We start from the raw sequence: 13,213 nt of genomic DNA, 5'->3' as shown, positions 1-13,213 counted from the left end.
GTGCATCATTCTCCCTCGAGATCAGGTTGTTCAACGACGTTGTTTACGACACGGCCGGCTACACGATGGGCCCACCTTCGATGTTCTCCATGGAGGTCACGATTGAGCGTGTCGTGGCCCAACGTCGGATCCTCGGTTGGTCGTCCTACCGCAGCAAGTGATTCATTTCGTGAGCCGTCGTGAGCCGCGCATGTGCCGTCTGGGTCGGTCAAGAGGCCACGGTCACCGGGCCGAACCGAGATTTGGCCGGCTTGTAAGAGTCCCGCGAGCACATCACTGTTCGGGTTGCCGCCGGCCGCCCAAAGCGCTCCGGGGCCCGGAGTCACGGCATCCACGAGGATCTCATCTCCTCGATTCTCTGCCGACGAATCAAGTTGGAGAATGCCGGCGTCGAAGAGGGCCACCAACTTTCGGGCGGTCAGGTCAGGGGGTCCGAAGGCGAACCTTTCGAGATTGCGGGCCACCAGAAGGAATTGTCGCCGCGCCCGGGTGCTCCGTGGCAACCGGTCCAAGGCATGGACCAGCTCCGCATATAGCCCCGACCAGACTCTGGCCCAAAGCCAGCCCGTAGTGATCGGAGAATCGCGCCCGTTTACGGCAAGGCTATGCCTCAGGCCAGCGGCAGCTCCCGATTGCGTGGGCGCATTTGTACTACCGGAAACAGCGTTGACGGAGAGTCCCGTCAACGCTGTGCGCCACAGAGAAAGCGGGGTCACCGTTGAGCCCAAGAGCCGGGCGCATTCTTGGGCGCATTGGAGCAGGATTGCCCACATGCCTAAGAGGCCACCGTCGTCGTGCGGGTTTTCTCGGACCTGACTGGCCCACTTACGCAGATCCTGCCTGTATTGCTCCAGGTTGGCAGAAATCTCCGCCGGATTCTTCTCGCTTTTGGGGTCCATGAGGATTCCGCTTCTGGAGGTAAGAGTGATTCGCCTCGGCTCACGCCCACTGGCCATGTAGTGCAAATCCGGCTGTTCCGGACTACGGCCCTTGTCATGTTGCCAGAACCCGCCTCGGCCTTCAGTGAGCAACAGGGCCACATCGTAGGCTGTCAGCGCGGCACCGCGGATCCGAACAGTGGCCCCAGGGGGTATCTCCGCCAGTGAAAGTGAGGCGTAGTCACCGATAAGGGGTTGCTTGTTAACCGCACCGGCTAGCGGTTCCCGCGGAACAGCCCCGGATAGTCCATGTCCCGTGGCTAAGAGCACCTCATCGTAGTTGCGGGTGCCGAATGGTCCGCAGACACACCAATGGGCGCCTTCTCGCACTACCCCCTTTACAACGAATGGGGCATGGGCAACCGATAACTTCCCAAACCGAGTCAGCAGTTGGAACTGTTCGCGCAGGTACCGGCCCACCAGCGCCCGTGGCGGATACTTGTCCCTAGACATTTCCGGCGCCACGCGGTTCACCCACTGTGCGAAATTTTCGCTGTTGATCGATGATGATGCATCTACTGCGCCAGCGTTGACATTCAATCGGAGGGCGTCGGGTTGATCATTCCGCCACACACTTCCAGAACCTGGTGGCAAGGGATCGTAAACGTCCACTGTGATGTGTCCGGCAACAGTCGGATCCAGGAGGTCATTGAGCGCAAGGAGGGCGAACAGGCTTTTGGGCCCGCCGCCAATCACGGCAAGTCGAATCATTGATCCGAAAGCTCGTCAACTTCGACGAGGGTCTCCATATTTGAGTCAGAGTTCAAGTTGGTGCGGACCCACTGGTCGTTGTAGACAGTTTGCAGATATGGCACGCCCGAATCATGAACCATGAAAGCAAGACGGGATCCCTCTCTCAGCTTGGGCAGGAGTTTTTCCATCGCGGAGACAATGGCGCCTGTTGACGCGCCAGCCAGGATTCCCTCACGGCGGGCAAGGAGCCTGCAACCGCGCACCATATCCATTTCTTCGATCTGGACAACCAGGTCTGGTTCCGCACTTGCGGCAAGTTCGGGGACTATGCCGGCGCCGAGCCCCGGAAGGTGCCGAGTTCCAGCGGTTCCACCAAACAAAACCGAACCCACGGAGTCCACTGCAACTATTTTGGTATCCAGCCCATGTTTACGGATGTACTGCTGACAGCCAAGGAGGGTACCGGTGGTGCTGGTGGCAACGAAAAGATAGTCCAAGTTGCCGCCGGATCCTGCGATAATCTCAGGCATGGTGGAGTTGCAGTGTGCGCGCGGATTGGCGAAGGATCCATATTGATTGGTGGTCACGGATCCGAGATTCTGCTCCAGCAGTTCGTTGACTCGACGGCGGCGAGCGGCGAGTTTATTCCCATCCGCGGGTGTCTCCACACGATTGATGGTTGCCCCATAGGCCTGCATTAGTTCCAAGGCAATCGGATTGGCATTCTCGTCAACCACTGCAATGAAGTTGACTCCGCGTACTACGCACTGTCGGGCCAAGGCTATGCCCAGATTCCCGGAGGTCGATTCAACAATCATGCCTCCGGTTCGGAGCTTGCCCGAACTAAAAAGCTCCTCAATCAGGCCGTTCGCCGTCCTCTCCTTGGTGCTGCCGGCCAGTTGGAGCAAATCAAGCTTGGCATAAATCTCGATATGGGGAGATTCAAAAAGGCGGTTGATCTTAACCGTTGGAGTGATAAATGGAGTGAGCGTTCCCTGACTAGCCAATCTACGTTCTCCCAGTTCTGCCGTGGTGCACTGTGGCATTTGAGGCTTCCAGTAAAAAAGGGTGTGGAGCTCGAGCCTAGCAAGTTCCATGCATTAAGAAAGCCACGCCAAGGCGTTGCTGGCATCATGCCAATTTAGGGTCAATAGGAGCGATTGAGCTGACATCAGAGCCTCCATATGGGTCTGGGTCCTCTGCTGGCAACGCCTCATGGTGGGCCAGCCCGTGGGTCCTTCTATCTTCTTTCATCTCCGCCTCAAACAAGTGGCGCTTGCCGTCAGCAAGCACTTGACGCACTTGATTCTCGGCTTCCTTGAACTCGGCGTAATACCCATCGTCATAGTCTTCAACTATCTGGAAGGTCCAGCGCCCGCTAATGACGTTCCGGCCAAGGATGCGTTGCTCGAGATCTTCGGCCTGCTGTTCATGGCCAGCGTCACGAAGCATTGTCACGGCCTCACCCAACGTCAGGTCAGCTTTGCCCGTCAACCGATGAAAGCCATAAAGGAGTCCCCTGGCATGCTCCACCACTTCGAGGGCTTCAGAAAGTTTCCCCAATGCTTTCACCGTGGCATCGCTTACCCCCTCCCCGCGTCGATGGTCGGCGTCGGGGCTGTCTTGCTGAGCGAAAGTTCCCATGATCCACAGCATAGGTCCAGAACAACGCTCCGGCACCCCACTGTCGGGCTGCCGTTTGGGACTTGCCACGGTTCCCTGTCGGGACAGGACAATCACGCGGGGATTAACTTAGGAGCTCCGGGCAATGCTTGGAGTGTTGTGAAGCCATGTTGCAGCGGTGTCGACGGCTGCCACAACGGCTTCGGCCGATGAGAGTTCTGATTGCCGGGACCGGGCCAGCGATATGGCCGCAACAACCGTTCCTTGACATGTGCGGAAGTCCTTGGCGGTAAATCCTTGCCCGGCAATATTGCCTAGGTAGGTGTTGATTTCAGTGTCGGTAATGGGTTCCCAGAACTTGCACCGGCCCTCATGTATTTCTACGCTGAGAGCCGGCCCTGCCCGCGGATATCGTGGAATAAAGGCGTGGTGGTCCCCCAGCAGCCCATCGGGGATCTGCACGCCCCAGTCCCCTCCCGATTTACCCCGAAACGACGGTTCAACCCCGTGGTCGTGGGCGATGACGTGACGCCGTTGCAGGGTTGCTACCCCGAAGGAGCCGTTTTCTTCTGCGCACGAAGCACCCCCAACACGCAATCCTGCACGGTCAATGATGCGGCTTGCCGCAGCCAGGGCACGCCGTCGACCGTCCGCCGCCTGTTTCAGGTCGCGGGTGACTATGCGCCGGATTGTTGGCAATCTCCGGGCGAACGCAAGGGAACGTATGAATTTTTCCTGGTCACGGTCATCTTTCCATTGCTGGTGGTAAAGATATTGCGTCCGGCCAGCTGCGTCCAACCCCGCGGCCTGAATATGTGCATTCCCTTGCGAAGCGATCCAGACGTCCGACCATCCTGGCGGTATTGCCAGTTCGTCAATACGCTGCAGGAGCTTTTTTGAACTGATCCGCCGGCCATTGGATGCACGTTACGTGAATCCTGCACTGACCCTCTGCCGCGTAGTTCCAGCCCTCCCTGGTTCCATGCGAAGTAACTTTTGAACCACCTTGGCACCACCTGCAGGCTCGTTCTTTGTTGTGGCGCCGGTGCCGATAAACGCCCTGTGGACAACTTCTTGAATCGTATACATAGCGCGCGCCCGAATCATCCAGGAAGGCAGGTGATTCAATGCCTGTAGACAGTTCCCTTAGCCATCCCCGGAAGGGGCTTCAGGCTGGTGTATTTCGAACCTCAACAGAGCGTAGCCAGAGAACCGCCTACGCGCCCGGCAGTCCGTTCGCCTTGGCCACGTTGCCCAGCCAGCCGAGGCTGGGCTTTGGTGTGCGCACGAAAGTTTCCCGGTCGACGGCGATGAGCCCGAACGTTGGGCGGAAGCCGCTCGCCCATTCGTAGTTGTCCAGGGCACTCCAATGCTGGTAGCCCAGCACCTCCACGCCGTCGGACATGGCGGCATGCAGACCGCGCAGCGCGCAATCCGTGTACGCGATGCGGCGAGTGTCATCGGCGGTGGCGATCCCGTTCTCCGTCACGATCACGGGCACGCCCCCGCTCAGTTCCCACGCGCTGCGCACGCCGAGTTCGAGTGCCTGGGGGAAGAACTCCCAGCCGGTGAGCGTTGTCTCGACGTCGTCGGCAACCGGAAGCGGGCCGTTCGGTCCGATGAAGGTCCGCGTATACGCCTGCACACCGACGAAGTCATCCCCGGCGGACTGTTCGAGGTACCAGTCGTCGCGCGGGTATCCGTAGTCGTGCAACTTCTCATCAGCACCCGGCTCGCCGGTGGAGTGGAAGGCCTGCGTGGCCACGGTCCAGCCTGTTTTCAGGCCCGGGACGCTTGAAAGAACCTCGCGTGAGCGTTTGTGCGACTCGAGCAGTGCGTCCGCGACCCCCAGATCGGGGTTGGGCAGCCCGTAGGCGACGAGGTTGGCCGCGTCCTCTCCTCCGGCCAGCATGGCCGCGATGTTCGGTTCGTTGATGGTGCAGACGTGGTCCACACCATCGGAAACAATGGGCAGGATTGATTCGGTGTAGCGGGCAAAGAGATCCGCGGCGTCGTCGGCTCGCCAGAAGCCGTCGTTGTGCATCCACTGTGGAACGGTGAAATGCATGAGCGTGACCGTTGGCTTGAGCCCAAACTCGTGGGCGGCGTCCACCATGCGGCGATAGTGGTCAATCTCCGCCCTGGACACGAAGCCCCGCTCCGGCTCGATGCGCGCCCACTCGATGCTGAAACGGTAGGAGTTAAGTCCGGCATCGGCCAGCAGACGCATGTCTTCACGGTAGCGGTGGTAGCTGTCCATGGCGTCGCCGCTCGGCTCCACGATGTTGGAGCCTGCGGCGTGCTCCATGGTCCACCAGTTGCTGTTGACGTTGTTGCCCTCGATCTGGTGGGCCGCCGTTGCAGCACCCCACAAAAATCCGTCTGGAAAGGTGAGCATGTTACTCCTTGTATTGCTGTGTGGATTGAAGTTCTGCTGTGCCGATGGCAGGCTGGTGGTTCGCCCAAAACCGGTCAAGAATTGCGACGGTTGCCCCGGGTGCTTCCAGCTGCGGAGAGTGTGCCCCGCCGGGAATCACCTGGTAGTCGGCCCCGATGCGGACGGCCATGGCACGCTGCGCCTCGATGGGCCACGCGTCGTCGAACTCGCCGTGTGCAATGAGCACAGGCAACCCCGCGGCGGCAATCTCGACACTCCTGTCGACGTGGGTGCGCAGAATGTAGGCACCGGCGCGCAAGTTGTCACTCGAGGTGCGCGCCGCACGAAGGCGCAGGAAGGCCATGTCGGGGGTCAACAGCTCGTCGGCCTGCCCGACTGTGTGCGGGTTGTTGCGGTTCCACAGCCCCATGCTTCCGCCTTCGGCGAGTATCTCGCTCGTCTCTGCATGCCTGCCCGCCCAGCCGTTCGGACCGGAACAGAGCACGGTGAGGCTCAGGAACGCCTCGGGGTGGGCGATCACCGCCTCTGGTGCAACGATTCCGCCAAAGCTGTGCCCAAGCAGGTGCACGGGTGCACCATTGCCGACGATCGCCGCGACCTCGAAAACATCGGCGGCGAAGAGCTCCAGGGAGTAATTCCCGGCGCCAACAGGCCCCACCGAATCCCCTTGGCCACGTTGGCTGTAGGCCCATACGTCCCAGCCCAGGGCGGACAGCAGTGGCAGGAAATCACGGAAGTCCTCCTTTGACCCGGTGAACCCGGGCACAAAGAGCACGGTCCCGCGCGGCTCCCCCACGGCTTGCGCGTGATAGGCCGTCAGTTGTCCGATGCTGGCCGGGATGCCCAGCACGGCAACCCCGCTGGGCACGGCTGGCGCACCGAAGGCGTCGAGTTGGGGCAGCGTCATACGGCCGCTCCCCTGGCCCGGGCAGGATTGGGCACGGCATCCAGCAGGCGGATGGTGTATTCATCCTCGGGATGTTGCAATACGTGGGCGGTGTTGCCACGCTCCACCACTCGTCCACCGTTGAGCACCATGATGTTGTCGGTCACGAGCCGTGCACTGAGCAGGTCGTGGGTGATGTAGAGCATGCTCACGCCCCACTGTTCGCGCAGTTCCTCCAACAAGGCCAAGACGCCGGCACGCAGTGACACGTCGAGCATTGACACTGGCTCGTCGGCGATGAGCACCTGCGGGTTGCTGGCAAGTGCACGGGCAATCACCACGCGCTGCCGCTGCCCTCCGGAGAGCTGGTGCGGCAACTTGGTGGCGAACTGCTCCACTGGCGCTAGGCCCACGGTTTCAAGCAGCTCGAAGACCCGCCGTCTGGCCTCCGGCCCGCGCAGCCCACCAAAGTTCACCACGGGACGGGTGAGCGTGTATTCAATGGTGTGCAGCGGGTTCAGCGCTGAGTACGGGTCCTGGAAGATCATCTGGACGTTCTTGTGCAACTCGCGAATCTGGCGGCGCCCGAGCCGGGGCACGTCGAGGTCCCCAAAGCGGACGGATCCGGAGCTCGGCTTCTCAACGCCGGTGACCAGCTTGGCGATGGTTGACTTTCCGCTGCCGGAGGCGCCCACCAGGGCCAGCGACTGGCCCGGTTCAAGCGTGAAGGAAACATTATCAACTGCTGTGACGGCTTGTTCGCCCCTGCGCGGCGGCGGATAGACCTTGGTGACGTTTTCGACGACGATCGCAGAATCGGCGGCGCGGCCCTCCCGTGCGGCGGCGACCGTCCGCTTGCCGGCGCCGTTGTTCTCGCGGCTTGCCCTGTCGGTGAAGCCAGGCAGCGAAACCACTTCCGCCCGAGGGTCGGCATAGTGGCTCAGCAACATACGCGTGTAATCGTCCTGCGGGTTGTTGAGGATGTCGCTGCTTGGCGCATCTTCAACTATGCGTCCCTCGTGCATGACCAGGACCCGCTGCGTGGACTCAAGCACCACACCCAAGTCGTGGCTGATGAGCACGGCGGTGAAGCCCTCGGACTTCTGCAGGGACTTGATGGTGTCCATGATGGCCTGCTGCACCAGCACGTCCAGGGCCGTGGTCGGCTCGTCAAAGACCATGAGCTGCGGTTCCAATGAGAGTGCCAAGGCTATGGAGACTCGCTGGCGCATGCCACCGGAGAGTTCGCCCGGGAACCTGGCCAGGGTCTCCTTGGGGAGTCCCACCTTCTCGATGAGTTCAATTTGTCGGGCGTCCCAGCGTGACTTTTCCACGTGGCCGTGGGCGCGGAAGATGTCAATGAAGTGGTTGCGGATGGTGCGCACCGGGTTCAATGCGTTCATGCCCGATTGCAGCACCATGGCGAAGCCGCCCTGTCGCTGCTGGCGCAGCGTCTCGTCGTCGAGCAGGCGGATGTCGTTTCCCTGAAAGAGGATCTGGCCGCCGTTCGTGCGGGCCGGCGGCTTCTGCAACCGGGTGATGGCCAGCCCCAGTGTTGACTTGCCGGATCCGGATTCGCCCACCAGGCCGACGAACTCGCCGGCCTCGAGCGCGAATGACACGTGGTCAACGGCCTGCAGTGCGGTGAAACCGGTGGACTCGTAGACCACTGAGAGGTCCTTGACCTCGAGGATGGGGTTCATCGTGACTTCCCTTCACGGAGGCGCGGATTGCTGATCGCATCGACGCCGAAGTTGATGAGCGTAAGGCTCAGGGCGAGCAGGGCAATGCACAGGCCCGGGGCGAACAGCAGGATCCACTGTCCGGTCAGGAGTGCGTTGGAGTTCTGTGCCCAATAGAGGATGGTTCCCCAGCTGACGATGCTCGAATCGCCCAGGCCCAGAAATTCAAGTCCGGCCTCGGCGAGGATTGCGCTGGTTGCTGCACCGAAGAAGCCGCCGGCAATGATCGAGGTCATGTTCGGCAGGATCTCCTTGAACACGATGCGCCAAGCCGGTTCACCTGAGAAGCGTGCTGCCGTGACAAAATCTCGGGAGCGCAGAGTCTGGGTTTGCGCTCGCAGCACGCGTGCGCCCCATGCCCATCCGGTGATGACGATGACGGCAACAATCATGACCAGGCCGCCGTTTTGCAGGTAGGCGGCAATCACAATCATGAGCGGCAGCCCGGGGATGACCAGGAACAAGTTGACGATGAAGTTGATGACATCGGCGCCGAAGCCGCGGATGTATCCCCAGCTCAGGCCAATGACAATCGCAACGAGCGTGGACAGGAGACCGGCGATGAAGCCCACGGACACGCTGATCTGTGAACCGTAGATCAGCTGGCTGAGCACATCCTCGCCCGCCGCCGTCGTGCCAAACCAATGCGCCGCACTTGCGTCGGCATTGCGCTCGAAGCCGTCCTGTGAGGCGCCATACGGTGCAAGCAGCGGTGCGAAGATGGCCACGAAGATGAAGCACGCAAGAATGGTGAGTCCCAGACGCGACTTCCAGTTGGCCCATAGCGTGGCGGCCGATCGGGTGATGAAGGTGAATTTGCGCGGCGGTTTGATCAACGGCGCAATGGATTTCGAAACGTTCTGTGCAGTTGTCATCGTCGTGTCCTTGGGTCGAGTACCCCGTACATGATGTCCACGAGGAAGTTTGCGATGAGCACACTGACGGTGATCATCAGAAACAGTGCCTGCATCAGCGGATAGTCCTGGCCAATGACGGCGTTAAACAGGAGGTAGCCGATGCCCGGATAGCCGAACACCTGCTCAACGAGCACCGAGCCGCCCACAACTCCACCAAGGGCAAGCCCGAATCCGGTGAGGTTTGGCAGAATTGCGTTGCGTGCGGCGTAGCGGATGGCCACGGTGCGTCCCTTTAGGCCGTTGGCCTCGGCGAATGTCACGTAATCGTCGCCCAGCGTGTTGATCATGGCGTTGCGCATGCCAATGATCCAGCCGCCCAGCGAGGTGATGAGGATGGTGAGGGCAGGAAGCGCCGCGTGGTAAAGCACGTCCATGAAGAAGTCCCAGCTCAGGGCCGGCGTGGCCGTTGGTCCGAATGCGCCGGAGGTCGGGAACAGGTGCAGGACATACCCGGCAAAGAAGAGCAGCAGCAGGGCTGTCCAGAAGTACGGGAAGGTGCTGGCAAAGCTGCCGCTCAGGGTGGGCAGGGCGTCGAGCCAGGTGTTGCGCTTCCATGCGGTGAGGACGCCTATGAGCGTTCCGAGCACGAAGGCAATGACAGTCACCAGGCCCACCAGAACCACTGTGTAAGGAAACGCCTGCCAGATCATTTCAGAAACCGACTGCGGGTAGAAGGTATACGAGACACCAAAGTCCAGGGTGATGACCTGGTGCAGGTAGCCGAGATACTGCTCGAAGATGTTGCCGTCCGGCACACCCAACTGGGCCTCAATGGCTTTGCGGGTCGCATCGGTGACCGGCCCATTCTGGGCAAGCTTGGCAATTGCTGCATCAGTGGGGGAACCGGGCATCATGCGGGGAAGCAGGAAATTCAAGGTGATGGCTGCCCACAAGGTGAGCAGGAAAAAGCCGATTCGACGAAGTACGTACATCATGGACTATTCACCGTCCTTGTTTGCGAGCTTGAGCTTGGTGAAGATCAGCAGCGGGCTCGAGTCGTAGGTTTGCGGCGGCGCATAAGGGTCTTCCTCGGTTGGCCAGCCGGTGAACTTGGAGGTGTTGTACAGCCCCCACAAGCCGCCGTAATACAGGCCAATGACGGGAAGTTGGTCGTAGACGATTTGCTGGAGCTGTTGGCTGATCTCCATTTGTTTGGCAGGATCGATGGTCTCCTTGTACTGCGTGAGGAGGGCGTCGGTCCGGGGGTCGCTGTAGCGCTGGAAGTTGCTGGGCGCCAGCTCTCCGTTCTTCACGTAGAACTCGCTGGAGAGCAGGCTGTTGTAGGCCTGGAAGACGTTGCCGCCACCCATGCCGCCCATCGCCACCTCGTAGTCGCCGTTCTGGATGGCCTGCTGGTAGCCGGCCGGTTGGGGCTGCTTGATCGTCATGTCGATGCCGATCGCACTGAGTTGCTTGCGCACCTCTTGAATTGCACGCAGCCAGTCGGCGTATCCATTGGCTGTTGTCACGGAAAAGGTGAACGGCTTGCCATTGGCGTCCACCATGGTGCCATTGACCAGCGTGTATCCGGCTTTCTCCAACGATGCCAGCGCCGCGTCGGTGTCCTGGGCAATCACGCCGTCGTTGGGGATGTCTGGGTTGAGTTCGGACTCCTGGTTGGGCAGCATGAGGCCGGTCTGGCCGGCCTTGCCCATATAACCCTCCGTCGCAGAGTCGGCAATCCTGTCCCTATCCAGGGCCAAGGCAATGCCCTTGCGCAGATCCGCGTTGTCCCAGGGGGCCTTTGCCAAGTTGGGCACCAGGCTGATCACGCCGCCTGGCGGGAACCAGTTCTTGTTGTCGGCATTGGCCGCGCCCCAGGTACCCTCCACGTTGCTCATAAATGAGTATGCCCAGTCGAAGCCCTTGGTCACGATGTCCAGTTCGCTCGTAGCGGCCGGCAGCACTAGGTGCTCAATTTCGACCTTGTCCGCCTGCCAATAGTCCTGGTTCTTGTCCATGGTGTATTGCTGGGATGAAAAGTTTCCAACAGTAAAGGGGCCCGTGCCCACTGGATTCTCATCACGCCACGTATCCGGGCTCTCGACGTCTTTCCAAATGTGCTCCGGCACGATCAGCGTCAGCGAGATGACATCGGCGGCCGGGGCGTCGTCATCCTTGAGATGGACAATGACGTGGTCACCTTCGACGTCGACACTCTCGATATGCTGCCAGGCCCCCTTGATGTCCAGGGTGGGGTATTTCTTGATCAGCTCAAAGGTGAAGGCGACGTCTTCCGGGGTGAACTTCTCGCCGTCGGACCAGGTGACGCCCTGGCGGATCGTGTAGTCAATGGTGCGAGCGTCCGTCAACGACACCTTTTCGGCAAGCCAGGGAGTTTGCGTGCCATCGAGGACGTTGACGGCGGTGAGTGGCTCGTAGATGTAGCTCGCCGCAACGCGCTTGTTGAAGAGATACGGATTAAAGATCTTCTCGAACATGGGCGAACCCTTGTCGGCGGCGATGAGCATGGTGTCATCCGGAATTGAGGGGTCCGGTTCGCTCTTAATCTGGATGCTGCATCCAGAGATGAGCATGACAACAGCTGAGATTCCGGCGATCACCGATAATCGTTTAGTTCGTGTTTTCGAGCTCGTCATTGACACTCTTGCTTCCTCATGTCTTCACTGTCACGAGGCAACCCCTGCGGGCTGCGCTACGCCGGAGTGCCACAGGCACCCTCTGGTCTCCACCGAGTGTATGCGCATACATTACTGTCCCGCAAGACCCCCTTGCCTGGACACGCAGTGTTACGAGCGCTCTGAGCTCTCGCGCAGGAGGACCCTGACCGGCAACCGAATGCTCATCGGTTCCGCCTCTGGATCATCGAGCCTGCGCTGCATCAGCTGAATGGCCGCACGCCCTACAAGCTCCATCGGCTGGTGCACAGTGGTCAGTCGCGGGGATGAAAGGTTGGCGGCCTCAATCCCGTCAAAGCCCGTGACAACAACGTCGCCTGGGATTCGTAGGCCGGCGCCTGTCAGGGCATCCAGCACACCGAGGCCCATCTGGTCATTGGCGCAGATGACAGCTTTGGGCACGGTCCCGGAGTTGAGCAGATCGACGCCAGCGCGGCGACCAGATGCCCGGGTGAATTCACCGCGGATCACCCTGGCGTCATTCGGGTCCAAGGCGCGCTCGCGCAGCGCCGACTCAAAGCCGGCCCAGCGGTCAATATCGTCCGGCGAATCAAGCGGTCCCGCTACATAAGCAATCTCGCCGATGTCCAGGCCCGCGATCACGTGGGCGGCGAGAGCGTGCATTCCCTCGTTGTTGCTTACCGTCACATTGTCGAATGGTCCATCGTGGGCCTTGCTGGCCAGCACAACTATGGGAATTCGCCGGGCAAGCTGTTCAAGAGCTGCATCGGGCACGCTCTGAGCGAGAACCAGCAGTCCATCGACACGGCCGGCCATGTCACGAACCGCATCAGCAGCCAGGCCGCCCCGGCCGACGGCGACCGTGAGGGCAAATCCTCGGCGCCACGCCTCCAGTTCAGCACCGCGCAGCACCTCATCGAAGTAGAGATTGAACTGATGTGACTCCGGGGAACCGCCAACGTCGTCAACAATCGAGTAGCCCGGCAACTCATCGGCGGATATCTCGCTGAGTTCGCCCAAGTCGTCCATGGCATCAAAACCAGGAAAATAGAGACCCAGGGCGCCGGTGCGCCGCGCCGCAAGCCCCCTGGCGGAGCCACTAGGTACATAGCCGAGGTCCCGCACCGAAGCCATGACACGTTCCCGGGTGGATTCACGAACATCAGCGGGGCGCCTGAGCACCCGTGACACGGTTGCGATCGACACTCCGGCGTCGGCGGCGACGTCGTAGACGGTTGGGGCCTTGGCCACTGGTAATCCCCCTCGTTTAGGTCATGGGCCCGCTACGGACCCGTGTGCCACGGGGAGCAGGAACGCCAGCTCCAATACTAGGGGAGATGGCGCGCCCACACCGCAGGAGGAGAATTCCAGAGAAAAGAAGTCAGTTTCGCTCATAGCGCCGGTACCGGTACCGGC

At 60.7% G+C, this 13,213-nt stretch carries 11 protein-coding genes; all 11 read right to left on the bottom strand.

Annotation, left to right across the window (positions count from 1 at the left end; genetic code table 11):
- Positions 1 to 5 precede the first annotated feature (5 nt).
- Positions 6 to 1,649, bottom strand: coding sequence for an FAD/NAD(P)-binding protein (locus BLV41_RS06200; protein WP_074711022.1), 1,644 nt, complete (start codon positions 1,647 to 1,649; stop codon positions 6 to 8).
- Positions 1,646 to 2,638 (bottom strand): pyridoxal-phosphate dependent enzyme, encoded by a 993-nt coding sequence (locus BLV41_RS06195; protein WP_074713140.1) that lies wholly within the window; start codon positions 2,636 to 2,638, stop codon positions 1,646 to 1,648. Before BLV41_RS06195 ends, BLV41_RS06200 begins: the two co-directional genes overlap by 4 nt.
- A gap of 124 nt (positions 2,639 to 2,762) precedes the next feature.
- Entirely contained in the window at positions 2,763 to 3,275 is a 513-nt protein-coding gene (locus BLV41_RS06190; RefSeq protein ID WP_074713139.1) for a hypothetical protein, read from the bottom strand.
- A gap of 108 nt (positions 3,276 to 3,383) precedes the next feature.
- Entirely contained in the window at positions 3,384 to 4,118 is a 735-nt protein-coding gene (locus BLV41_RS22445; RefSeq protein WP_342028215.1) for a DNA topoisomerase IB, read from the bottom strand.
- A gap of 352 nt (positions 4,119 to 4,470) precedes the next feature.
- Entirely contained in the window at positions 4,471 to 5,652 is a 1,182-nt protein-coding gene (locus tag BLV41_RS06180; protein WP_074711020.1) for a glycoside hydrolase family 1 protein, read from the bottom strand.
- 1 nt (position 5,653) lies between these two features.
- Positions 5,654 to 6,559, bottom strand: a complete 906-nt coding sequence (locus tag BLV41_RS06175; protein ID WP_074711019.1) for an alpha/beta fold hydrolase — start codon at positions 6,557 to 6,559, stop codon at positions 5,654 to 5,656.
- Positions 6,556 to 8,241 (bottom strand): ABC transporter ATP-binding protein, encoded by a 1,686-nt coding sequence (locus BLV41_RS06170; RefSeq protein ID WP_074711018.1) that lies wholly within the window; start codon positions 8,239 to 8,241, stop codon positions 6,556 to 6,558. Before BLV41_RS06170 ends, BLV41_RS06175 begins: the two co-directional genes overlap by 4 nt.
- Positions 8,238 to 9,155, bottom strand: a complete 918-nt coding sequence (locus BLV41_RS06165) for an ABC transporter permease (protein ID WP_074711017.1) — start codon at positions 9,153 to 9,155, stop codon at positions 8,238 to 8,240. The genes BLV41_RS06170 and BLV41_RS06165 overlap by 4 nt, the downstream gene beginning before the upstream one ends.
- The gene (locus tag BLV41_RS06160; RefSeq protein ID WP_044577292.1) at positions 9,152 to 10,132 is read right to left on the bottom strand and encodes an ABC transporter permease; all 981 of its coding nucleotides are present in this window, start codon (positions 10,130 to 10,132) and stop codon (positions 9,152 to 9,154) included. Before BLV41_RS06160 ends, BLV41_RS06165 begins: the two co-directional genes overlap by 4 nt.
- A 3-nt stretch (positions 10,133 to 10,135) precedes the next feature.
- Positions 10,136 to 11,797: an ABC transporter substrate-binding protein gene (locus BLV41_RS06155; protein WP_044577296.1), complete on the bottom strand. Its 1,662-nt coding sequence runs from the start codon at positions 11,795 to 11,797 to the stop codon at positions 10,136 to 10,138.
- A gap of 150 nt (positions 11,798 to 11,947) precedes the next feature.
- Positions 11,948 to 13,048: a LacI family DNA-binding transcriptional regulator gene (locus tag BLV41_RS06150; protein WP_074711016.1), complete on the bottom strand. Its 1,101-nt coding sequence runs from the start codon at positions 13,046 to 13,048 to the stop codon at positions 11,948 to 11,950.
- Positions 13,049 to 13,213 lie beyond the last annotated feature (165 nt).

This window comes from Arthrobacter alpinus, assembly GCF_900105965.1.
In the GTDB taxonomy this organism is placed as follows: Bacteria; Actinomycetota; Actinomycetes; order Actinomycetales; family Micrococcaceae; genus Specibacter; species Specibacter alpinus.
Note: the sequence above shows the minus strand (reverse complement) of the source record. Positions and strands in the feature narration are given on the sequence as shown.

Excerpts from the sequence above, each read along its gene's own strand:
- BLV41_RS06170 (WP_074711018.1), bottom strand. The coding sequence starts at position 8,241 with ATGAACCCCATCCTCGAGGTCAAGGACCTCTCAGTGGTCTACGAGTCC.
- BLV41_RS06200 (WP_074711022.1), bottom strand. The coding sequence starts at position 1,649 with ATGATTCGACTTGCCGTGATTGGCGGCGGGCCCAAAAGCCTGTTCGCC.
- BLV41_RS06175 (WP_074711019.1), bottom strand. The coding sequence starts at position 6,559 with ATGACGCTGCCCCAACTCGACGCCTTCGGTGCGCCAGCCGTGCCCAGC.
- BLV41_RS06165 (WP_074711017.1), bottom strand. The coding sequence starts at position 9,155 with ATGACAACTGCACAGAACGTTTCGAAATCCATTGCGCCGTTGATCAAA.
- BLV41_RS06190 (WP_074713139.1), bottom strand. The coding sequence starts at position 3,275 with ATGGGAACTTTCGCTCAGCAAGACAGCCCCGACGCCGACCATCGACGC.
- BLV41_RS06180 (WP_074711020.1), bottom strand. The coding sequence starts at position 5,652 with ATGCTCACCTTTCCAGACGGATTTTTGTGGGGTGCTGCAACGGCGGCC.
- BLV41_RS06160 (WP_044577292.1), bottom strand. The coding sequence starts at position 10,132 with ATGATGTACGTACTTCGTCGAATCGGCTTTTTCCTGCTCACCTTGTGG.
- BLV41_RS06155 (WP_044577296.1), bottom strand. The coding sequence starts at position 11,797 with ATGACGAGCTCGAAAACACGAACTAAACGATTATCGGTGATCGCCGGA.